Origin of the sequence: Sinorhizobium sp. BG8, from assembly GCF_016864555.1 — a bacterium.
Lineage (GTDB): Bacteria > Pseudomonadota > Alphaproteobacteria > Rhizobiales > Rhizobiaceae > BG8.
Genome location: NZ_CP044012.1, coordinates 831599 through 854163 on the forward strand (window position 1 = coordinate 831599; position 22565 = coordinate 854163).

The window sequence follows — 22565 nt, forward strand, 5'->3', positions numbered from 1 at the left end:
TTCCAGGACACCGCCCCGGGGCTGGTGACTGCAGGCATCATTGCGGTCCGCGTGCCCGCATGCTCAGCTTCCTGTTCCGGACAAGGACACGAAGCGCAGGCCATGCCGACAGATACCGCCTTTCTTTCCGTCGCCTCCCTCGCCACGGGCTACCGCAATGGGGCCTTCACGCCCCTCGACGTCTGCCGCCGAGCTTTGGAACGGCTCACCGAATGGGAACCGAAGCTCAATGCCTTCATTGATCCCATGAGAGAGGCTGTCCTGAAGGAGGCCGCAAAGGCCACCGCGGAATTGGCGTCGGGGATCGACAAGGGGACGCTTCACGGCGTACCGGTGGCCATCAAGGACATCATCGACGTCGAAGGCATCGCCACCACCTTCGCCACGAAGGCGGTAGCGCCGCGGATCGCCGCCACCGATGCCGAATGTGTGCGCCGCCTACGGAGCGCCGGCGCAATTGTTTTCGGCAAGACCAATCTCCTGGAATTCGCCTACGGAATAGTCCATCCCGATTTCGGCCAGACCAACAATCCCTTCGATCCGACCCGCACCGCGGGCGGATCGAGTGGCGGATCGGCAGCGGCCGTCGCAGCCGGCATCGTGCCGCTTTCGCTCGGCACGGACACGGGCGGATCGGTGCGCGCTCCTGCCTCGTATTGCGGCATCGTCGGTTTCAAGCCGAGCTTTGGAGCGCTGCCGCTGGACGGCGTCTATCCGCTCTCGCAATCGCTCGACCATCTTGGCGTATTGGCCCGCAGCGCCGAGGACGCAGGCCTCGCCTTTGCCGCCATGCGCAATGCCGAGGCCTCAGGCGCCGGCGCGGTGGCGGGCAAGGAGCGACTGCAGGGGCTGCGGCTCGGCGTAGTGAGAAATCAGTGGCGTCATCCGTCCGTTGAGCCGGGCGTGCGCGACTGCATCGACGCAGCGCTGCGTAGAATGCAGACGGCCGGCGTCCAAATGGTGGAAATTGATCTTCCCGATCCGCAAGCCATGGCCTCAACGCTGCTCGATATCCTGCTTCCCGAAGCAGCGGCCGTCCATGCCGAAGCCTTTGCTCGCAATCCTGAAGGCTTTGCCGCTGGCACACGGGAGCAGATCAGCGCCGGCATGGCCAAACCAGCCGTCGTTCATCTCGAAGCCAAGGCCCGCCAGCAAGCATGGCGCGACGAACTGGGTGCATTGTTGCGTGATTTAGACGGGCTCATCGCACCGACGGTGCCCTTTGTCGCTCCCGACTCGGATCCAGCGCTTTCGGCCGATGGCGACGATGAGATCGTTTCGCTGACCCACGCCAATCTGACCGGCGCGCCGAGCATTTCGCTGCCCTGCGGGAAGCAGGGCGTGCTGCCGGTGGGCATTCAGCTCACCGGTGCGATCGGCTGTGATACGCACCTGCTGGCGATTGCACGCGCGCTTCAGGACGTGCTTTGATACTCGCCTGCACCGCAACGGTTCAGAGTGCAACGAGCGGACTTAACGTGTCTCGGGCGCATGCCGCCAGCTGCAAGGACAGCAGCCACCGGTGAACGGATAGTTCCCTCTCATTGGCTGAACAGAGCGTTCGGATTTCGAGAGCTGTCGCCCCGACCCATCTTGTGCCATCAAGCTCGGCATCAGTCAGCGCATTTCGAGGCGGCAACATCATGAAGAAAATCGGCTTTCTTTCCTTCGGCCATTGGGCCCCTTCCCCGCAGTCGCAAACCCGTTCGGCGGGCGATGCCCTCCTCCAGTCGATCGATCTCGCGGTCGCTGCGGAGGAACTCGGCGCGGATGGTGCATATTTCCGCGTCCATCACTTTGCGCGGCAGCTCGCCTCCCCTTCCCGCTCCTGTCCGCCGTGGGCGCGAAGACGAAGACGATCGAAATCGGCACCGCAGTCATCGACATGCGCTACGAGAACCCGCTCTACATGGCCGAGGACGCCGGTGCTGCCGACCTGATCTCCGGCGGCCGTCTGCAGCTCGGGATCAGTCGCGGATCCCCTGAGCAGGTGATCGACGGGTGGCGGTACTTCGGCTATCAGCCGCAGGATGGTGTAACCGACGCGGATATGGGCCGCAGCCATGCCGAAGTGTTCCTCGAAGCGCTCAAGGGTAATGGCTTCGCACAGCCCAATCCCCGCCCCATGTTCCCCAACCCGCCGGGTCTGTTGCGGATCGAGCCCTATTCGGAAGGACTGCTGGACCGCATCTGGTGGGGCGCGGGCTCGAACGCAACTGCCATCTGGGCAGCCAAGCTCGGCATGAACCTGCAGAGCTCTACCCTGAAGGACGACGAGACGGGCGAGCCCTTCCATGTGCAGCAGGCCGCACAGATCCGGGCCTACCGCGAAGCCTGGAAGGAAGCCGGCCACGTCCGCACGCCGCGCGTTTCGGTCAGCCGCAGCATCTTCGCGCTCGTCAGTGATCGCGATCGCGCCTATTTCGGTCAGGGTGGCAAGGAACAGGATTCGATCGGATTCATCGACGATAGCACCCGCGCCATTTTCGGGCGCTCGTACGCCGCCGAACCCGATGCGCTGATCGAGCAGCTCGCCAGGGATGAAGCCATAGCGGAGGCCGATACGCTGCTGCTGACGGTCCCGAACCAGCTCGGGGTCGAATACAACGCACATGTGATCGAGGCGATCCTGAAGCACGTCGCGCCCGCGCTCGGCTGGCGTTAGTCGACCGGAAAAATTCTCGCGCCCGCTGAGCCACCAAAGGTGGCGCGCCGGGCGCGAGTCTACAGCGGGAGGCCGGCATTCACCGGAAATTCTGCCGGGCTGTGACTCGTCTGTCGTGACCGGGCGAGGCAGTTGCAAAGCCGACGAGGCAAGCGATGCGCGCATCGCGAATCGCCCTCCCCTTGCCGCTGCCGGCGACGACATGTCGAGGAAATCACAAACTGCAGATCATGATCTGGGTTGAAAAATGGATTCCGATGGGCGAGTTCTTGTCGCGAAAGTCGGAATGACAGCAACACCTGGGAAAGTCTGCATGAAAACGATCTATCACACCGCTCTGGCCGAGCTTGGCACCGTTTTTGACGCAGTCGACGAGAGCCAGATCGAGAATGCGATCACAGCCATCGCCGGCGCGAAGAAGATCGCCGTCTATGGCGTCGGCCGTGAAGGACTTCAGATGAAGGGTTTCGCCATGAGACTTTTCCATCTGGGGCTCGACGTCGCGGTCGTCGGGGATATGACCGTCCCGCATCTCGGCACTGGCGACCTGTTGATCGTCTCGGCCGGTCCGGGTGAGTTCTCCACGGTCAAGGCTCTGATGCAGGTGGCCTCGCGCGACGGCGCCAAAACGCTTTGCTTTACCGCCCAGCCGGATGGGGCCTGCCCGCAGATGGCGGATCACAGTGTCTGCATCCCTGCCCAGACGATGGCGAACGATACGGGCGGCAGTGTTTCCGTACTTCCCATGGGGTCGCTTTACGAAGGCGCGCAGTATGTGCTTTTCGAAGGTATGATCCTGCGGCTGCGTGAACGGCTCGAAGTGTCCCCGGAGGCGATGCGTCACAACCACACCAATCTGGAATAAGATTCTCTGGACGGAAACTGACGTTCAAAGCGAATTGGAGCAGGCTTGAAGGGCGGATTTACAGAAGACGCGGAAAGCGATCACCTGAAGGCACGCATTGCCTGGTATTATTTCGTGGCGGGCATGACCCAGCAGGAAATCGCGGACCAGCTCGAGATTACCCGTCTGCGCGTCAACAAGATCATCGGCCTTGTGCGCGCCGAGGGCGCCGTCGTCGTCGACCTGCGTATGCCGATGATCGATTGCATCAGGCTCGAGGAAGAACTGAAGGCGCGGTTCGGCCTCGAGGAGGCAATGGTCACGCCCTCACTGCAGGATTACGAGGAATCGCAGCGCACGATCGGCGAGGCAGCGGGCATCATGCTCGACGCGCATGTCTCTCGCCACCACGGCATCGGCGTCGGCTGGGGCAAGACGCTCAGCTACACAGTGCGCCGCATCACCGAGCGACGGCTGAAGAACTCATGGGTGGTGGGCATGATGGGCGCCGTCACCCGCGGCTCCGGCACCAACACGTTCGAGCTTTCCACCGCTCTTGCGCGTTCGCTCGACGTCGAGTGTCACTATCTTACGGCCCCGATCTACTGTCCGACGAGCGAAATCCGCAACGTGCTGCTCGCCCACGACGAGATTGCCGCCGTAATGGCAAAGGCAGAGGCCGCGGAAGTGGCCCTCGTCTCCTGTGGCGACCTTACGCACCGGTCTCCGGTGATGCCGCTGACGATCATCAAGGAAAACCTGCCCGAACTCCTCGATATGGGGGCAGTCGGTGAGGTCATGGGGTGCTTCCTCGACCCTGACGGCAACATCGTTCCGCATCCAATCAACCAGTCCATTATGGCGCTCCCGCTCGAAAAGCTGAAACGGAAGCCCGTTTCGATCCTTGCATCCGGCGGCCGCACAAAGCTGCCGATCATCCGCGCCGTATTGCGCGGCAAGTATGTCAACAGGCTCGTGACGGACGAAGTCGTCGCCCGCGCGCTTCTCTACGAGTCCTGAGAGAGCTCCCAACGCACTGATTTTCATGAACGAAGCCGCCGTGGATGCTCACGCTCCACGGCGGCTTTTCTCGTTGCGGTCGGTTCACAGCCCTCTCTATCGATGTCAGCGAGATAGTTGTAAATTTCGATTTACAGATACTTGTATTTTCCAATTTACATCTGATACGGTGCCGCCGTGGATGCAGATCGGGAGGAGGTCCGCGGTCGGTCGTCATTCTGACCGATGGACGCGGGCGGCTTCGCTGATCTGGAAAGTCACTGCCCCTTTGTGTGGAGGAAACTATGAAGATAATTACCCTTGCTCTCCTGGCAGCTGCTGCCGTTATCGCGCCGAGCTTCGCCGTCGCGCAGGATGCTCCCGGCCTGACCAAGAAAGACAGCTACCGCTTCGTCATCATTCCGAAGGTCGTTCATCCCTGGTTCGACAAGGTCAACGATGGCGCGAAGCAGGCTGCCGCAGTGATCAAGGCCCAGACCGGCGCCGACGTGCAGATCGACTACAGCGCGCCGCAGCAGGCAGACGTCGTTCAGCAGAACCAGATCCTCGAAAGCTCGATTGCCACCCGTCCGGACGGCATCGCGATCGACCTTCTCGACGCAAGCGGTAACCGCGCTTCCCTGGAAGAAGCCGTCGGCCAGGAAATTCCGGTCACGATCTTCGACAGCGTACCGCCGGAAGGCATGGAACTGACGAGCATCGGCAACGACTTCTGCGAACAGGCCAACATCGCGGCACGCCGCCTTGTCGAACTGCTCGACGGCAAGGGCGAAGTTGCGATCATGATGGGCGTACCGAGCGCTCCGAACCACGCAATCCGCGCGGAGTGCCACCAGAAGGTCTTCGCCGAGCATCCCGAAATCAAGGTCGTCGCCACCGGCATCGACAACGACGATATCGAAACGGCGCAGAAGCAGGCAGCGGCCATCATGCAGGCCAACCCGAACCTCAAGGGCTGGGTCGCCTCTGACGCCGCAGGGCCGATCGGCATCGGCCAGGCCATTCAGGAAGCCGGCAAGACGGGCCAGGTCATCCTCGTCGGTCTCGACAACCTGCCGGAAATGCTCCAGCTGATCCGTGACGGTGTTGCCGACAGCTCCTCCTCCACCAAGCCTGAGATGCAAGGCTACTGGGCTGTCATGACCATGTGGCAGAAGGCCCTCGGCCTCGATACGCCGAAGTACATCGACACCGGCATCGCCGTCCTGAACAAGGACAACGTTGGCGACTGATCCGATCTTTGCCGCCGGCTGAAAAATCAGCCGGCGGCATTCAGGATCGGGTGCCGCCCCTGCGCGACCATTCGCGGCAACGACGGCGCACCCGGATAAGGAAACGGACATGGCTTTTCTGGAAATCAAAGGTATCGGGCGCGACTTTCCGGGCGTCACGGCGCTGAACGGCGTCGACATCTCGCTGGAGCTTGGCCGCGTGCACATTCTCGCCGGTGAGAACGGCGCGGGAAAGTCGACGCTCGTCAAGCTGATCACCGGCTCGGACACGCCGAGCCGCGGGACGATCACCATCGACGGCAAGGATCCGAACGAGGATCCGGACCTCTTCAAGTACGTCGCCTACGTGCCGCAGGAGCTCAACCTTTTTCCGCATCTGAGCGTGGCCGAGAACCTCTTCATTCCGTACTCTCGAGCAGGCTTTTCATCGCGCACCGTCAGCTTCCGCGAACTGGAGCGGGAAGCGCAAGTCTATCTCGACCGCTTCGCCATCGAAGCCCGCCCGTCCGATCTCGTACGCAACATCTCCGTATCGGACCAGCAACTGCTGCAGATCGCGCGCGCCTCCACCAACAAGCGGATGAAGGTGCTGATCCTCGACGAGCCGACATCGGCGCTAACGCGCACGGAAGTCGACCGTGTGTTCAAGGTGATCAACGGCTTTCGCGACGCCGACCATGCGATCGTCTTCATCTCCCACAAGATGGATGAGGTCTTCTCGATCGGTGACGACTACACGGTGCTGCGCAACGGCGAGAAGGTCGCCGCCGGTGCCATCAAGGACATCACGGAAACGGATCTCATCCGCGCGATGTCCGGATCCGAGCTTTCCTTCAGCGAACATTTCTGGCCCGAAAAGGCGTCCGATGCGCCTGAGGAGACCATCATCAAGGTTGAGGATCTGTCGGGGCGGCGCTTTGACAATGTGTCGTTCGAACTGAAGCGCGGCGAAATTCTCGGGTTTGCCGGCCTCGTCGGCGCGGGTCGCTCCGAAATCATGCAGACCCTTTTCGGATACCACAAGGCGACGGCCGGTAAGGTCACCGTCAAGGGAAAGTCCTGGAAGCTCGGCGACACCAACTACAGTGTGGCCAACGGCATGCTCTACCTTTCAGAAGAGCGGAAGCTTCACGGAATTCTGCCGCTTCTCAGCGTTCGCGAAAACATCGGCATATCGATCCTCGGGCAAACGACCGGCTGGCTTGGAATCTCGGCTTCGAAGGAAAAATCGAAGGTCGCTGAAATCATCAAGGCGTACGACATCAAGACCGCCAGCATGGGCAAGAAGATCGCCTTCCTGTCCGGCGGCAATCAGCAGAAGGCGATCATCGGCCGCGCCATGGCGACCATGCCGAACGTGCTCATCTTCGATGAGCCGACGAAGGGCATCGACGTGCGCACCAAGGCCGAGATTTATCGCATCATGAAGACCCTGGCCGAGAACGGCGTCGGCATCATTCTCGTGTCGTCGGAAATGGACGAACTGCGCAAGTGCGCGAACCGCATCATCACAATGTACACCGGCAGGATTACCGGAAGTTTCGAGACTGCAACGACAAGCAATGAAACGCTCGTCGGCGCGATCTTCGGCTCGGAGAAAAAAGAAAATGCAGCGTAGACCTCTTTCCTTACTTCTGACCAATCCGCTGGCGGGTGTCTTCGTGGCGCTGCTGATCATCTTTGTCGCCTCCGCCGCGATTTCTCCCTACTTCCTGACCTCGTACAACATGTCGGTCATCGCCCGGTCGCTGGCCTTCGTCGGACTGGTAACGATTGCCCAGGCCATGCTGCTCATTCTCGGCGAGCTCGATCTCTCGCTCGGCGTCATCGGCGGCCTTGCCGGTGTTGTCGCCGGCATGCTGATGATGCAGTTCGGGATCAACCCGGCTGTCGCGATCGCCGGCGGCCTTGCCCTCGGCGCCGCGCTCGGCTTCTTCAACGGGTTCCTCGTCGCATCGCTACGCCTTCATTCCCTCGTTCTGACCATCGGCACGGCAGGCATCTTCGGCGGGGTCAATCTGGTGCTCACCAAGGGTGTCGCGATCACCAACATCCCGAAGGAAATCCAGTTTCTCGGCCGCGGCGATGTGCTGGGCGTTCCGGTTCCCTTCATCATCATGCTCGTCGTTCTGCTGATCGCCACCTTCGTGACGCTGAAGACACCGTTCGGCCGCTACATGTATGCGATCGGCAACAACAAGGCGGCGGCCCGCATGCTCGGCATCAAGGTAGACCGCATCCGGGTGCTCGTCTTCACCGCTGCAGGCTTCCTGTCGGCCCTTGCAGGTCTTCTCATGGTTGCCCGCCTCGGCACCGCTCAGCCGTCCATCGGCGAAACCTGGGTCCTGCCTCCGATCGCAGCCTCGGTCATCGGCGGCGTTGCGACCACAGGTGGCGTCGGCACGCCGCTCGGAGCCATTCTCGGCGCGGCCATCATCGGCATCATCGAGAACATCATCGTACTCTTCGGAGTGTCGCCCTACTGGCAGGGCGTCGTCAGCGGGGTGATCGTCGTTCTTGCGATCTCCTTCGACGCGATCTCCCGGCGCTACATCCGCAAGGAAGACTGAGCCGCCGTCTATCCCAGGCATCTGGCGAGGCAATGGCCTCGCCTGCCGAACCTGCAAGTTCCCCGAGGAAGCCACGTTGGTGACGGCCATAACGACGCATGCAAATTTCATGGAAGAGAAGTCATGAAGCTCGGACTCAATCTATCCTTCGCCATCAAGCGCTGGCTCGGTGGTGAACGTCTTGCCCATCTCGTGAAGGATGATCTCGGCATCGACTATGCCCAGTTCACCTGGGACCTCGTCGATCCGTGGTGGCCGGAAGCCTTGCGCGACCCGATCGCGCGCGACTACGCCCGGGCCTTCGAGGCTGCAGGGGTTACGATCGAAAGCTCCTTCGGCGGACTGGCCTCCTACAGTTACAATCACTTCCTGGCTCCGACCGAGGAACTGCGGGCGCTCGGCAAGGAACACCTCAAGCGGGCAATCGACATGACCGGGGAAATGGGCGTTCCTGTTGCAGGCATGCCGTTCGGCTCCTACTCCGCCGACGATGCGGTCAATCCCGCCCGTCGCGCCGAGATCTACAAGCTGGCGCTCGAGGCGATCGTGGATCTATCGCGCCATGCCAAGCGCCGCGGCCTCTCCAAGCTGATGATCGAGCCGGTGCCGCTGGCAACCGAATTTCCGTCTTCGGCTGCCGATGCCTTGAAACTGATGAAGGATCTTGAGGGCTCGACTGAAATCCCAGTCCGACTCTGCGTCGACTGGGGTCATGCGCTCTTTACTCCTCTCTTCAAGGATGAGGCGGACATGGATCACTGGATGCGGATCTGCGGCGACTACATCGCCTGCTACCATATCCAGCAGACGGACGGCCTTCTGGACCGTCACTGGAACTTCACCCGCGAGGGCATTGTCACGCCCGAGAGACTTGCCGGCTTCTGGAACCGGCACAAGCTGGTCGACCAGACCTACCTGATGGAAATCATCTATCCTTTCGAGGAAACGGATGAATTCGTCCTTGAGGACATGAAGAAGGCTGTCGCGCTTTTGAAAGCCGTTGGCTGATCCCCCGAGCCAACAGCGCACGATACGATAAGGAAAACCGCCGTGACCAAGACCAAGAAGCTGATGAACGCACCCGAGTCCATCATCCCGGAGATGATCGAGGGCATGCTGGGAGCACATCCCGATATACTGACCACCTTCGGAACGACCGGCCGTGTCCTCGTGGCGGTCGACGGCCCGCGCGACGGCAAAGTCGGTATCGTCGTCGGCGGCGGTTCGGGCCATGAACCCGCATTTGCCGGCTACGTCGGACGCGGTTTGGCGGATGCCTCGGCCGTCGGCAATGTTTTCGCTTCACCGGCCCCCGAGCCGATCCTTGAAGCGACACGCGCGGCGGACGGCGGTGCCGGCGTCATTTATCTCTACGGCAACTACTCCGGCGACGTCATGAATTTCGACATGGCCGCGGAGGATGCGCGGCGTGAAGGCATCGAAGTTCGATCGATTGCCGTGACTGACGACGTCGCTTCCGCTCCGGCCGACCGAACCAATGAGCGTCGCGGGATTGCCGGCGACTTCTTTGTCTTCAAGATTGCAGGCGCTGCCGCGGATCGCATGGCTACCCTCGACGAGGTCGAGGCTGTCACACGCAGGGCGAACCGGCTGACCGCGACGATGGGTGTGGCGCTCGGAGCATGCTCCCTGCCCCAGACGCTCAAGCCGAATTTCGAACTCGGCGACGATCAGATGGAAATCGGGATGGGCGTACACGGGGAGCCGGGAATCCGTCGCGCCACCGTCGAAACGGCCGACGCAGTGACCGACGAACTGATGCGGCACATCCTCGACGAACTCAAGCTCGAAAAGGGCGACGAGGTCGCGCTGCTCGTCAACGGCCTTGGCTCGACATCGCCGATGGAGCTTTACCTGCTCCACCGTCGCGCGAAGCAGATCCTCGACGAATGTGGCGTCGGCATCTACCGCTCCTTCGTCGGCGAATATGTAACGTCCCTCGAAATGGCTGGTGCTTCGATATCTCTGTTGAAGCTGGACGCTGAGCTCACCGAACTGTTGGACCATCCTTGCGCAACCCCTGCGCTGCGGATCGGGGCTCCGCCCGTGCCGGCGTCCGTGGACGGACAAGCGCGTCTTCAGCGGATCGCCGAACAGCAGGCGTCTCACCTTGCCGCGAGCACCGCCACAGAACATGCCGCTGCGGCCGAAGGCGCTGGCGAACTCACCCCGACGATCTTTGCCGAGATGATCCGCAAGGTGAGCTACGTCATCGAGGATCGTGCCGACTGGCTCTCGGAACTCGACGGGGTGATCGGTGACGGTGACCACGGCGTCACCATGGGAATTGGCTGGCGCGCTGTACGTGCGGAAATCGAGACAATCGGCGAGACCGAAAGCATCGACGACATCTGCCAGCGTATCGCCAAGGCATTCCTCAACGCGGTAGGCGCCTCCTCGGGACCGCTCTATGCAACCGCCTTCACCCGTGCAGGCGCGACGACCGGAGGTCGTCACCGCCTCGACGCCGCCGGGCTCGTTGCCTTCCTGGAGGGAGCTGCCAACGGCGTCAGGGGGCGGGGCAAGGCCGAACCGGGCGACAAGACGATGGTCGACGCCTGGGTGCCCGCAGTCGAACAGGCGAAAAAGGCGCTCGCCGAAGGCGGCGACCTGGTCGATTGCTTCCGCGCGGCCGCAGCCGGCGCGGAAAGGGGAATGAAGGCCACCGCATCGATCCCAGCCCGGCGCGGACGCTCGGCCAAGCTCGGAGAGCGTTCTCTCGGACACATCGACCCCGGCTCCGCCTCGACCTTCCTGATGATCGATGCGATGCGGCAGTCCTTCGAGACACAGACGCTCGATCCCGTCAGCCGTGCCCAGCGCCCCAATCGCGCCTTCGCGCCCGACGCACGGTAAGCAGTTGCGAAGCGCGTGCGCAGCGGCTTCGAACTGGAACAACTTCGAGACAGGGGGAACAAGCACGTTCCCCCGTCAGGCAACGCTAAAGTGAGCCGATCCCGATCTTAACTGATGAGGTCCAGATCACGCTTTAGGACATTGTTTTCGCGCGCCTTATCAGTAGGACCGTCCAACCGGGCGGTCCATCATCCGGCGTCTCATGGCACGAACCTGAAGAAGCGCCGAGTTGGGCTAAGCCCATGTCAGTTGTTCATAGGTTGAATCTTTCGAGGATGGCTTCGACCTCGTCGCGGACCTCCTCCTGATCGCGATCCGACTGCCAGGCGCCTTCGATCTGCCGCTTTATCGCTTCAGGCAGGGCTTCCCAGCCCGCATCTCAATTTTTCTTCTGGTCGATCCAGTAAGCGACGATCTGGTAGCGCTCGGCGGGCATCTTCATGACCTGCCGCACATGCTTTCGAATTGCCCTCACCGCCTTCTGCTCTGCCGCAACCCAGAGATAACCCGGCGTTTCAGGCAGGCTCATCATCCGGAAGACCTCGTCAAGGCGGCTCGGCCCAACACCGTTCCCGCTGCCGTGGAGCCATGTCACCGATACCCCGGTGTATTCGGGCAGTTCAATCTCGTCCTCCGGGCAGGCGACCTCGATGATCACCCTCGTTTGCACACCGGCCGTAGCCTCCTCCAGAAGTCGGCAGACGGCAGGCAGGCCAGTTGCATCGGCGAGCAGCAACTGCCAACGCCTGTCTTCAGGCGGATCGAAGATTGCCCTCGGCCTGTTGATGATCATGCGGCAACCGGGTCGCGCCTGCTGCGCCCACTCGCTTGCGGTGCCGCCGGCATGCACGACGAAATCTATGTCGAGCTGCCGTTTTCCCTCGTCGAAGCGTCGTACCGTGTAGGTCGCGCAACGGACCGGAGGCTTTCCTTCCCGGTAGCTCCAGTGCCCCTTCTCGTCGATGATCGGCAGGACGACTTCGCCCGTCTCCTCGTTTGGGAAGAACAGCCGCAAATACTCGTCGCCGATCCCGGTGCTCCTGAAAGCGGATAGACCGTCGCCCACGAAGGACAGACGGATCATCCCGGGAGAAAGGAGTTGTTTGGAGCCGACGGTAACTTCCAGAAAATTTGCATCCATTCTTCGTTCCCTCGCGGCAGAAAGGAACCGGCGCAGAGCGCCGATTCCATCGCTTGCGTGTTTCTGCTTGAGTTCCGCCGTTACCAGCTGTAGCGCAGCGTTCCGATCACGGATCGGCCGGCGTCGTGGTAGCAGTACCCGGACGTGCATGTCGTATCGGTGCGGTCGAACAGGTTGGTCGCATTCACCTGCAACTTGAGCCCGGCGTATTCCTTATCGAGTGCGGCGAAATCGTAGCTGAGAGACGCATCGAAGAAAGTGCGGGAACCGTTTCGAAGAGTGTTCGTGTCGTCCCCGTAGCTCGATCCGATGAAACGCGCTCCGGCGCCGACGCCAAAGCCGTAGGCTGACGAATTCTCGTCGAACGTATAGTTTGCCCACAGTGCCGCCGAATGTTGCGGGACGCTGGAGACATAGTTGCCGATGGTCTCGGCCGGTCCCCTCAGTATCTTCAACTCGGTGTAGCTGTAGGCTGCGGTAAACGACAGGCCGTTGTCGAGGGATGCCGTCGCTTCAAGCTCCGCGCCTCTGGACCGCAACTTGCCGCGCTGTACCGGTACGGTGCCGGTCGCGGATGCCTCGTAAAAGATCCCGTTGTCCTGATCGATATTGAAGAGGGCGGCGGTGAGCATCGCGTTTGCATTCGGAAGCAGATACTTCACACCGATTTCCTGCTGCGTGCTGGTGGTCGGCTTGAACGGCTGATTGGTGGAGGTATTGATCCCGATATTCGGCGAAAAGGCCGTCGAATAGCTGGCGTATGGCACGATGCCGAAGGAGGTTTCGTAGGTCACGCCGATGCGTCCCGAAAACTCCCTGTCGTCCTGGTCGGCAGAGGATGCAGCGCCGGTCGTGAGATCGGTCGTGGTCGTATCCGTGTTGACCCAGTCGTAGCGGCCACCCATCGTCACCGTCCACGCATCGTAGCGCAGCTGGTCCTGGAGGTAGATGCCGGTCTGCAGCTGCTTCTGGTCGGATCTGGACGTGAGTTCGGGCGTCGCGATGTAGCGGCCGTAGTTCAGGTTGAGAGTGTCGAGGGGATCGACCGTGCCGCCACCCGACGATCCGCGGTATTTAGCCCAGGTGAAGTCGATCCCGCCGAGCACGGTGTGATCCACCACGCCGGTCGAAAACGTTGCCTGGAGTTGATTGTCGATGACGAAACTGTCGAGGCGCTGGACGTCGTAGCCGGAGCCACGGTCGATCAGGGTCGGATCAAGCGCGTGCTGCGGACCGTTGTAGGCGTAGACGTATTGGGCGTCGATGTCCTGCCAGGAATAGCGCGCATTCTGACGGAAGGTAAACGTCTCGTCGAGAGCATGCTCGAACTCCCAGCCGAAGCGCGATTGCTGGTGCACGATGTCGTTGAAGGCGGAATCGCCGTTGGGGTATTCACTGACGTGCCCATAATAGTCGTTGTAATAGGCCGGATTGCCGCCGCTCTTGGAACGCGAGTATTCCCCGAGAAGCGTGAGCCTCGTGCCCTCATCCGGCTGCCAGGTGAGCGCGGGCGCGATATAGGCGCGATCGTCCGGTACGGCGGGAATCTCGGTGTTGCTGAGCCGGCCAAGACCGGTCAGGCGGTAGTATACCTGATCCTCATCGCTGACCGGACCGGAAGCATCGAACTGGGCCTGATAGCGGTCATCCGTACCGACCTGCATCATGACTTCGCGGAATTCTTCCTCGGTCGGGCGCTTGGTGATGACGTTGTAGAGCCCGCCTGCGCCAGTCGCGCCATAGAGCGCTGAGGATGGTCCGCGAAGAATTGAAATTCCCTCGATCCCGTAGGGCTCGGTCAGGAAGATCCCGTAGCCCGCAACCGGCTGCCGCAGGTTGTCCCGGAAGACACCGGTGTTCGTTACGTTAAAGCCGCGCACGAAGAATGAGTCGTAGCGCGGATCGAGGCCATACCCGCCCACCCGTACGTTCGGCGTATAGGCGATCGCATCGGAGAGCGATTGAGGATTGCGATCGTTGATCTGGCTTTGCGTTACCGACGAAATCGACTGAGGCGTCTGGACAAACGGCGTGTCGACCTTTGCCCCGGTCGCGCTGCTTTTTCCGACATAGCCATCGGCCTGGATAACGCCGCCGCTTCCCGCGTTGACGACAATTTCTTCGAGGACGGTTTCATCCGCCCCGCCCGTCGCTCCGGTGGAAGCTGCGTCGTTGCCAATCAGGACCGTGGCCGGACCCGTGAAACGATGGCTGAGATTCGTACCCGCGAGCAGGCGTCGAATGGCATCCTGCGGCGTCATGGATCCCGATACGCCCGGAGACGTAAGCCCGCTGACGCTGGCAGCATTTACGGAGACCTGAATACCTGCCTGCCCGCCGAACTGAGTGAGGGCATTGGCCAGCGCCTGAGGTTTTATGTTGAAGGTTCTCGTCTCGGAAGACAGCTGCGGCGCTGCGTCCTGGGCCACGACGGCCGATACACCCGCAAGATTGACCAAGGTCGTCGCCAGCATCCACGTACCGGCAGCCCTACCGCGACTGCGCAGCCGCACCGTCTTATTCCGCATCCAAGCAATCCTTCAAACGTTCAAGGAGGCGCGGCACAATGGCACCGCCATGAACCTCCTACCGAAAGAACGAACTGCGACGCATTATTTTCAGAGAAAAATACTCAAGTTTAAATTTTGTGCTTCGAAGCGATCTCAGTGCTGCGAAATGACCATGATCCAAGGGCTGATCTGGCGTACCCGAGCCCCATAGGTTTGCGCAATTGCGGAGACCGCATCGGCGGGATTCCTGAGATCGTAGACCCCGGTTATCCGTTGGCGTGCCAGCGTGCTGTCCGCGATCAGGATCGATCCGCGATAGTGACGGCCGATTTCGTCGATCACGCTGGAGATCGAGCGATCCCTCACCACGAGCATTCCGCTACGCCAGCCCCCAGCCAGGTCAGGCGCGTCCTTGCCCCGTTCGACCTGGCCTTCCCGGTCGACGCGAACCCAGTCGCCTGCCCCGAGGGATGCATCCGAAGGGGACTTTCCGGCCTGGGTGGAAACCGCGACACTGCCGTGATTGACCGCGACGGCGACGGATTCATCCGTCAGGTCGACATCGAACGCCGTGCCGAGAACGGTTGTCTCGACATTCGCCGCCCTCACCTTGAACGGCCGGTCAGGATCGGGTTCGACCTCGAAATAGGCTTCTCCCTCCAGAAGCGTAACCTTTCGCTGCGCGGGATCGAAGGCAACATCCACCGCGCTGCTTGCGCCCAGGTACACCGTGCTGCCGTCATCGAGGTGAATGGTACGGGTCTCGGCCGTAGCAGTTGCGTGGTCGGCATTCAGCCAGATGCTGATCGCGGGCAGGAAGGCGAACACAAGACAGAGGGTACAGAGGCCCGCAGCCGCAAGTCGGAGGCCCATGCCCCGGCCCCGCCGGTGCACCTGAAGCGATCCTCGGCTTGCCCGTTGACCGCGCCCGGTGATGCCGCCCACCGCTTGCCGCTCAGAGGCTGGAACCGCCGATTCGGCCGAGCCGAGCAGCGCCCATAGCTGCTGTGCCTCGTCCCACGCTCGCCCGTTGCCGGGATTGCGGGCCAACCAGGCGTCGAAGCGAGTGCGCAGATGTGGGTCGTCCGGCTCCTCGCGAAGCGCGATCAACCAGTGCAAAGCTTCCTGCGAAGCCTTTTCGTTTTCATCCGAGGACGTAATGCGATTGCTCCCGAAGCTCTCTACCTGTCCGTTCGCGAGGAACACGAGTTCGAATGTGTGCCTCGTCAATCGGACGAACGAAGCCCGACATTTTTCAGGAAATCTATTTCCCTTTGGCGCATCGCTTGCGGCAATGCTCCAGCCCCTCATACACAAGCGAGTGGGCCAAGCCGATGGAAATACCGAGAGTTTCCGCAATTTCCTTGAGCTTTCGCCCTTCGAAGCGATGCATTTCCAGGGCAATGCGCGTGCGCTCCGGAAGTTCGGACAGCGCATCCATCACAATGCGCAGCTCGTCTCGATGTCGGACGACATCTTCCTGGGTCGGACGGTCCTCAACGACGGATTCAAAGTCCGCCTCGGCGTCGAACCTTCGTCTTTCCGCCGATATTCGCCTGATCCAGTCGATGGCCAGATTCCGGATGATGCGGCGGAGGTAGGCGGCAGCGTCGTCGATCGACCTTTCGTTCGTGGCTGTCTTGAGCCGGAGAAAGGCTTCCTGCACGACATCTTCGCCGCGCGAACGATCGCCGACGATGGCCGTCGCGTAGTCCACGAGCTCTCGGCGATGCGTAAGATATATACTCAGTGCCTTTTCCATCGAGCTCAATTCGCAATCCCGACGCAATAGATACAATAACGATATGTGGCCGTATCGACGCTAGCCCCGTGGTTGCCGTTACGACACCGCGCCAGATGTGAGATTTTCTAAAGCAGCGGACCGCTTCACACAACCGGAATCAGGCACGCATGCGTACTAAAGGTTGAGTTTGTGCCACCCGTTGTGGAGAACCACACCGTTGCGGCCCTTGTAATCATTCGTGCTCAATGAAGAGAATTAATTAGAGGCGGCTATCTCGGCACGATCATCGGTGCACCCGTCACCGGATCGGGCATCACCATGGCATGAAGTCCGAAAGCCTTCTTCAGATTGGCCTCGGTCACGACCTCATCAGGTGCGCCGGTGGCGACCAGACCACGAGGCCCCAGCAACACGAGATGATCGGAAAACCTGGCCGCAAGATTGAGGTCGTGGAGAACGCTGATCACCGTCGCCCCCGCCTTCAGATTACGGTCCCGCAGGAGCGACAGGACCTCGAGTTGGTGGGGGAGATCCAACCAGGTGGTCGGCTCGTCGAGGAGCAGATACGGCGTGTCCTGGGCAAGGACAAGGGCGATCCATGCCCGCTGGCGCTGCCCTCCAGAAAGCTGATCGAGCGGCCGGTCTGCCAGCTCGACCATGCCGACCTCCTCGAGGGCGCGTGCGCAGGCCGCAGCATCCTCCTTACTCCATGGCGCAAGCAGCCCTCGCCACGGCGTCCTGCCGCGGCGAACGAGTTCGGACACGGTAATGCCCTCGGGCGCGCGGGGCGACTGCGGGAGGATTGCAAGACGGCGCGCAAGTGCACGAGTGTCCAGCGAAAGGATGTCCACGCCACCAAGAGTGACGGCCCCCTTCACGGGCGCGACCAGACGGGCAAGCGCCCGCAGCAGCGTCGACTTCCCGCATCCGTTCGGCCCCAGGATTGCCGTCATCCGCCCGGTCGGCAGTCCCAGCGACAGGTCATCGATCACCACCCTGTGGCCATAGCCGAGTGTCAGGCTTTCAGTTTTCAGCGTATTGTCTGTCACAGATCACCCGTCTCCATTTCGCGCGCAAGCAGCCACAGCAGGTAGGGCGCCCCGAACAGGCCCGTCATGACCCCGACGGGCAATTGCAGCCCCGGAACCGCGGCACGGGCCGCAAGATCGGCAAGGACGGTGATCACGGCCCCCGCGAGGCTCGCAGCTGCAATGCGGGCCGCAGGCTCGCTAGCGCCGGTGAGCCTTGCACCCAAAGGTCCAGCCATCAGGGCAACGAAAGGTACAGGTCCGGCTACCGCCACGCCGCTCGCCGCCAAGAGGACAGCCGTCGCCGCGATTCTCCGTCTGGCGCGCTGGACTTTCAGCCCGAGACCAGTAGCAAGGTCGTCCCCCAGTTCCAGCAACGCCAGCGCGCGAACCTGCAACCCGAGCGCCACCGCAAGAATTGCCCCCAACACGAGGACCTGCACGGCATGGGTCCAATTGCGCGCGGCAAGCGACCCGGTCAGCCAGCGCTGGGCCTCCGCAGCCTCCTGCGGCGGAAGGCGGGTCAGGAGGAAGCCGCTCGCCGCCGAGGTGAAGAAGCCGATCCCGAGCCCGACGAGAATGAGAGTTATCGTTGACTGCGCCGAATCCCGGCGCAGGGAGAGAACGGCAACCACGAGCGCGGCCGTCAGGCCGCCCGCGGCGGAGAGGAGAGGCATCGGCAAGGCGACCCCGAACGCGACGCCCGCAACCACGGCCAGTCCAGCGCCAGAGGTGAAGCCCATCACGTCGGGTGCCGCAAGGGGATTGCGAAGGAGGATCTGGAAGGCCGCGCCGGACGCGCCAAAGACAGCCCCGGTTCCGATCGCCGCAACGATGTTCGGGCCGCGCAGCACCCGAAGCGTCAGGGCGCCCGGCCCGGAACCGGTCCAAAGTCCGCTCCATAGTTCGGCGGGCGTAAGCATGACCTGCCCGATCATCAGGGAAAGGAGTGCCGATCCGACGAGAACCGCACCGAGAAGGACGAAGCCGCCTCTCACGCCGCTGCTCCCGGCCTGAGGCGCCTGGCGATCCAGATGAAGACGGGAGCACCGATCAGTGCGGTCATGATGCCGACGCGGATTTCGGCCGGGGCGAGAACGAGGCGACCGCATGTGTCTGCCAGAAGCAGGACACAGGCTCCCAGGATGGCGGAAGCAAACAGCTCCTTCCGCAGATCATGGCCGCTGACGCGACGTGCAAGCGGCGGCACCATCAGTCCAAGAAAGGCAATCGGTCCCGCCACGGAAACGGCAGCGCCTGTCATCAATGTCACCGCGATCAGGGCGCCGAACTGGATTCTGGCCGGCCGTGTGCCGAGACCGCGAGCCACCGCCGATCCGAGGGAAAGTGCCTCGATGCGAGGTGCCAGGATGAGGGCGATCCCGGCCCCCAGGATCGCCGTGATCGCCATGCCATGCAAGGGACGCGCGCCCGCCTGGGCGAGCGATCCGGTTACCCAGAAGCGGAATACCTCGAGCGTCTCGCCGCGCGACAGGATGATCGCGGAAACGAAGGACAGCAGCATCGCATTGAGCGCAGCCCCTGCGAGGGTCAGGCGTACGTGGCTCGTTTCTCCCCGCAAACCTCCGCCGAGCGCGAAAACCGCGATCGTGGCGAGTGCCGCACCCGGGAACGCCAGCATTGACGTCAGGACGCCATCCCCTCCCCCGAAAACGAGCGATCCGACAACAATCGCGAATGCTGCCCCGAATTGACGCCGAGCAGTCCGGGGTCGGCGAGAGGATTACGCGTGAGCGCCTGCATGACGGTTCCGGCCATGCCAAGTCCCGCACCGGCAATCGTGCCGGCGACGAGGCGCGGCAGGCGAATGGAAAGAACGGTGACATGGATGGGGTCGCCGGGATCGAACGCGACCAGAGCCTGCCAGATCTCGGCCACCGTCGCGTCACGCACGCCCGCAAAAAGCGTCAGCGTCGCCGCCACGATGAGAAGGAAAAGCAGGCCGATCGCCGATTTCATGGAGCAAGGCCTGCCGCGACGCTCGACGGAACGGGCGTCTGCGGGCGCCCGTCGAGCGCCTTTGCCAACTCCGGTTCCAGTTGTTCGAGGGCATAAGGAAGGGACAGCACGCTGCCGAAGCTCAGTGCCCCGGCGATCAATTTTCCCGCAAACACCTCGCGCCCTTCACGGTGGGCCCGAAGGGTACGGCGCATTTCCAGACCGACGATGTCCGAAGCGTCATCGAAGGACGACACCCAGATCAGCAGGTCTGCATCTAGCGCCGAAAGATCCTCCGGCGAGAGCCTGGCGTAGAACCCTTCGACAGTTGAAATGTCTGTCAATTGCGCCGGTGGGCGAAATCCCAGCTCCGACACAAAGGTCGCCCGCGTATCCGAGCCGATAAAGGCCCCGGTCTCCCCTCCGGAATGATAGGCGCAAACACCGGTCTTGCCGGCCCAGTCGGGATTGCGATCCCGCGCGGCCGCGAACTTTCGCCGGGTATCCGCGATCCGTTCCTCCGCAAGCGCGCTCTTGCCCACAGCCCGCCCAAGTATCCTCGTTATGCTGTCCCAAGGGGTACCGTAGGCCGTCTGATCCGCGGGTTGCATGAGGACGGGCGCGATCTGCGAGAGCACCTGGTATTCGTCCTGGGACAGTCCGGACCCGATCCCTACGATGAGGTCAGGCTCGAGCGCCGCCACGATCTCCATCGACACCTCACCGGCGACCAGCTCCGGTTTTGCGTCGCCCAGGTAGGGTTGCGCCCATGGCCAGACACCATATGGCAGATCTCCGTACCACTGGCGAACGGCAAGCGGTGCCACCCCGAGCGCCAACAGCGGATCCTGCGTGGTGTAGCCGAGCGAGACGACGCGCTGTGCAGGCTGGGACAGCACGGTCTCGCCGTAGGCATGGGAGAAGCGCAGGTCGCTTTCGGCAGCAAAAGCCGTCGATCTGGCGAGGCTGGGCGCAAGAAGGCTGCAGGCAAGCCCAGCCAGCACTTGCCGCCGGTTTGGCCCGGAGGTTTTCGTCGTAGCGCTTCGGTGGCGCGGTTCAACTCTTCTCATTTCAGTTCCTGCACTTATGAACGTGCCCGATAGACAAACCGGGCACGGGCCCGGACACCGAGATCGGCTCCCAATCACAGTGGATTCTACGGGGCCTCAACTCACCAGATGTCCCTGAGCATCGCCTTCACAGACCTGCGGTCGCGATGACCTGCCATATTGCCGCCGGTGCCGGACGAGCCGATGTGTCCCATGTAGGACAGACTGTTTGCGTTGATCGAAAGGGCCGCGCTTTCGTTGACCTTGTAGCTGATCGTGCATCGAAGACCGTTCATGAGGGGAGTTCGATCGCATTTCCGTTGTCGGTGAATCTTTTGCCGACGAAGCGCGCGCCGAGACGAACCCACCAGATATTGATGAGAATTTTTGTCATGAATTATGCATCGCCTGGAGTCGAGTCAACCTGAGAACGGGGAAAACAGGCCACAAAGCTCCAGATAGTGAGACTTCGGACGCATGCCGGAGCCGTATCCGACGGCCCTTCTTCAGGATAGCCGTCACACGGCGTGTGTTGCGATGGTGGATGGTCGGAATGGACTTCTGCAGTCCTGGCTCAAGGTGAGTGGCAGGATATGCCGCCCTCTCGAATGCAACAGCCAGAGGGTGTTGTGTCGCTTAATCGCATTCTTCCAGTTGAATTGGGCGATAGAAGAGCCTTTGCGCGCCCGGATGGACGAACATCTGGAAAACGGCAGTCTATCCACTCACTTCAACTACAGGAAATTCAGCAAAGAAAAGACAACTATAGATACAGACTTCCCATCCGATTTCCACCTCTTTCCTAAGCGAACCAAAGAATGGAGGCGACAGGGTTTCCCTGACAACTTCTAGGGATTAACTATCGGTGAACATTGGCTTATGCAGGGATATGGCAAATCGGCAGCTGATTCGACACGCATCCCGTCCGTCGTGGGCCGAGAGCGCGGGCGGACGTATAGCGCTTTTCGGTAAGATGGCGCCAGCAATACTGGCAGCAGTCTTGCTGACAGGCTGCGCGTCCGACGGTGGCGCGCGCCCCTTCGAGAACCGACGCATTGTAAGCGAGAGCGAAGCACTCATCCTGCCTGGCGCAGGTGGGCCGGCTGTGGTCGATGTCGTTGAGAAACGCTTCTCCAACGCTGTCGAGCAGACGGTCGCTCTTTCGACGTCGGCCGCGACCCCGGGGCAGAATTTCCTTCGTGTGCAGTTTTTTGGTCCGATGGAAAGCCGGCTTCAGAGCCAGAGCGGCCTGAGCTTCAGGCCCATACAGGAATCGGCACTTCGCAGCGAAATGCGCCGCGAAATACCGGGCGTCGCGCTCAGGGCCTCCGATCTTTACCTCAGAAATGACTACGGGCCGTTCGGCTACGCCTTCGGGCGAAGTGCCGCAGGAGATTCATGTCTCTACGGATGGCAGCAGCTGCGCTCGAACGAAGCCGAGCGCAATGCCTTCCAGAACAGCGGCATGGTGCAGATCCGCCTGAGGCTCTGCGATAGCACGGCCGGCGAAAGGGAACTTCTCTCCGTCATGTACGGTTACACCGTCAATGGCGGTTTCGGGGTGGGTGGAATCCGTACGGCGAGCCGCGGGCCGCCGACGCCAACATCGGTGGGGACGGAAATCCGCTTCGCCCGATGGATGCCGAGTTGTCTAACACGACACAGACCACAGTATCCCGCCCTCGCCCGGTGATCGTGCGGGTGGAAGAACAGGCGACGCGGCAGGTTCCAGCGGAGACCGAAAACTTATCAGGCATCAGGGTTCCCTCGCCGGTGCAGGGAAGCAGCGAGGAAGGGAAAGCAACCCCGACCATCGTCGTCCCGGGGCCTGCATGCGAAGGCGGACCGGACAAATGCAAGTAAACGCCAAGCGTGGGAAGAGGCCGTTTCTCGCGACAGGCGTGCAGCAGCAGAGTTGATGAAAGC

General features: G+C 61.8%; 19 protein-coding genes and 1 pseudogene. 10 read left to right on the forward strand and 10 right to left on the reverse strand.

The window, feature by feature from the left end:
* The first annotated feature begins 102 nt into the window (after positions 1-102).
* The 9 genes and pseudogenes from F3Y30_RS24810 to dhaL all read left to right on the forward strand — a co-directional run bounded on the left by F3Y30_RS24810 (position 103) and on the right by dhaL (position 11208).
* Positions 103-1431, forward strand: coding sequence for an amidase (locus F3Y30_RS24810; RefSeq protein ID WP_203426935.1), 1329 nt, complete (start codon positions 103-105; stop codon positions 1429-1431).
* A 212-nt stretch (positions 1432-1643) separates the two neighbouring features.
* Positions 1644-2665: pseudogene (locus F3Y30_RS24815) on the forward strand (LLM class flavin-dependent oxidoreductase).
* 313 nt (positions 2666-2978) lie between these two features.
* Positions 2979-3530 carry an SIS domain-containing protein gene (locus tag F3Y30_RS24820; protein WP_203426936.1) on the forward strand — a complete coding sequence of 184 codons (552 nt, stop codon included), beginning with the start codon at positions 2979-2981 and terminating at the stop codon, positions 3528-3530.
* Positions 3531-3575: 45 nt separating this feature from the next.
* A complete protein-coding gene (locus F3Y30_RS24825; protein ID WP_246753034.1) occupies positions 3576-4529 on the forward strand; it encodes a sugar-binding domain-containing protein in 954 nt (317 codons plus the stop codon).
* Positions 4530-4813: 284 nt separating this feature from the next.
* Complete coding sequence (locus F3Y30_RS24830; protein ID WP_203426937.1) at positions 4814-5761, forward strand: substrate-binding domain-containing protein; 948 nt, start codon at positions 4814-4816, stop codon at positions 5759-5761.
* A 109-nt stretch (positions 5762-5870) separates the two neighbouring features.
* Positions 5871-7379, forward strand: a complete 1509-nt coding sequence (locus F3Y30_RS24835; protein ID WP_203426938.1) for a sugar ABC transporter ATP-binding protein — start codon at positions 5871-5873, stop codon at positions 7377-7379.
* Positions 7369-8331: an ABC transporter permease gene (locus tag F3Y30_RS24840; RefSeq protein WP_203426939.1), complete on the forward strand. Its 963-nt coding sequence runs from the start codon at positions 7369-7371 to the stop codon at positions 8329-8331. The genes F3Y30_RS24835 and F3Y30_RS24840 overlap by 11 nt, the downstream gene beginning before the upstream one ends.
* Positions 8332-8454: 123 nt before the next feature.
* Complete coding sequence (locus F3Y30_RS24845; protein ID WP_203426940.1) at positions 8455-9339, forward strand: TIM barrel protein; 885 nt, start codon at positions 8455-8457, stop codon at positions 9337-9339.
* Between the two features lie 42 nt (positions 9340-9381).
* Positions 9382-11208, forward strand: a complete 1827-nt coding sequence (gene dhaL, locus F3Y30_RS24850) for a dihydroxyacetone kinase subunit DhaL (protein WP_348649876.1) — start codon at positions 9382-9384, stop codon at positions 11206-11208.
* A gap of 379 nt (positions 11209-11587) precedes the next feature.
* Here the strand turns inward: dhaL and F3Y30_RS24855 are convergent, their stop codons facing one another.
* From F3Y30_RS24855 to F3Y30_RS24900, 10 genes are all read right to left on the reverse strand, one after another.
* The gene (locus F3Y30_RS24855; protein WP_203426941.1) at positions 11588-12349 is read right to left on the reverse strand and encodes a siderophore-interacting protein; all 762 of its coding nucleotides are present in this window, start codon (positions 12347-12349) and stop codon (positions 11588-11590) included.
* An 80-nt stretch (positions 12350-12429) separates the two neighbouring features.
* Entirely contained in the window at positions 12430-14877 is a 2448-nt protein-coding gene (locus F3Y30_RS24860; protein WP_246753035.1) for a TonB-dependent siderophore receptor, read from the reverse strand.
* A gap of 135 nt (positions 14878-15012) precedes the next feature.
* The gene (locus F3Y30_RS24865; RefSeq protein WP_203426942.1) at positions 15013-16089 is read right to left on the reverse strand and encodes a FecR family protein; all 1077 of its coding nucleotides are present in this window, start codon (positions 16087-16089) and stop codon (positions 15013-15015) included.
* Between the two features lie 34 nt (positions 16090-16123).
* Positions 16124-16621 carry a sigma-70 family RNA polymerase sigma factor gene (locus F3Y30_RS24870; RefSeq protein ID WP_203426943.1) on the reverse strand — a complete coding sequence of 166 codons (498 nt, stop codon included), beginning with the start codon at positions 16619-16621 and terminating at the stop codon, positions 16124-16126.
* Between the two features lie 251 nt (positions 16622-16872).
* Complete coding sequence (locus F3Y30_RS24875; protein WP_203426944.1) at positions 16873-17652, reverse strand: ABC transporter ATP-binding protein; 780 nt, start codon at positions 17650-17652, stop codon at positions 16873-16875.
* Complete coding sequence (locus F3Y30_RS24880; protein ID WP_203426945.1) at positions 17649-18629, reverse strand: iron ABC transporter permease; 981 nt, start codon at positions 18627-18629, stop codon at positions 17649-17651. Before F3Y30_RS24880 ends, F3Y30_RS24875 begins: the two co-directional genes overlap by 4 nt.
* Positions 18626-19324 carry an iron ABC transporter permease gene (locus F3Y30_RS24885; RefSeq protein ID WP_203427644.1) on the reverse strand — a complete coding sequence of 233 codons (699 nt, stop codon included), beginning with the start codon at positions 19322-19324 and terminating at the stop codon, positions 18626-18628. Before F3Y30_RS24885 ends, F3Y30_RS24880 begins: the two co-directional genes overlap by 4 nt.
* Positions 19279-19611 (reverse strand): iron chelate uptake ABC transporter family permease subunit, encoded by a 333-nt coding sequence (locus F3Y30_RS24890; RefSeq protein WP_203426946.1) that lies wholly within the window; start codon positions 19609-19611, stop codon positions 19279-19281. The genes F3Y30_RS24885 and F3Y30_RS24890 overlap by 46 nt, the downstream gene beginning before the upstream one ends.
* A complete protein-coding gene (locus F3Y30_RS24895; RefSeq protein WP_203426947.1) occupies positions 19608-20660 on the reverse strand; it encodes an ABC transporter substrate-binding protein in 1053 nt (350 codons plus the stop codon). Before F3Y30_RS24895 ends, F3Y30_RS24890 begins: the two co-directional genes overlap by 4 nt.
* Positions 20661-20761: 101 nt before the next feature.
* Positions 20762-20935: a hypothetical protein gene (locus F3Y30_RS24900; RefSeq protein ID WP_203426948.1), complete on the reverse strand. Its 174-nt coding sequence runs from the start codon at positions 20933-20935 to the stop codon at positions 20762-20764.
* 704 nt (positions 20936-21639) lie between these two features.
* On the opposite strand from F3Y30_RS24900, the gene bcsN reads away from it, so the two are divergent.
* Entirely contained in the window at positions 21640-22332 is a 693-nt protein-coding gene (bcsN, locus tag F3Y30_RS24905) for a cellulose biosynthesis protein BcsN (protein WP_203426949.1), read from the forward strand.
* The last annotated feature ends 233 nt before the right edge of the window (positions 22333-22565 follow it).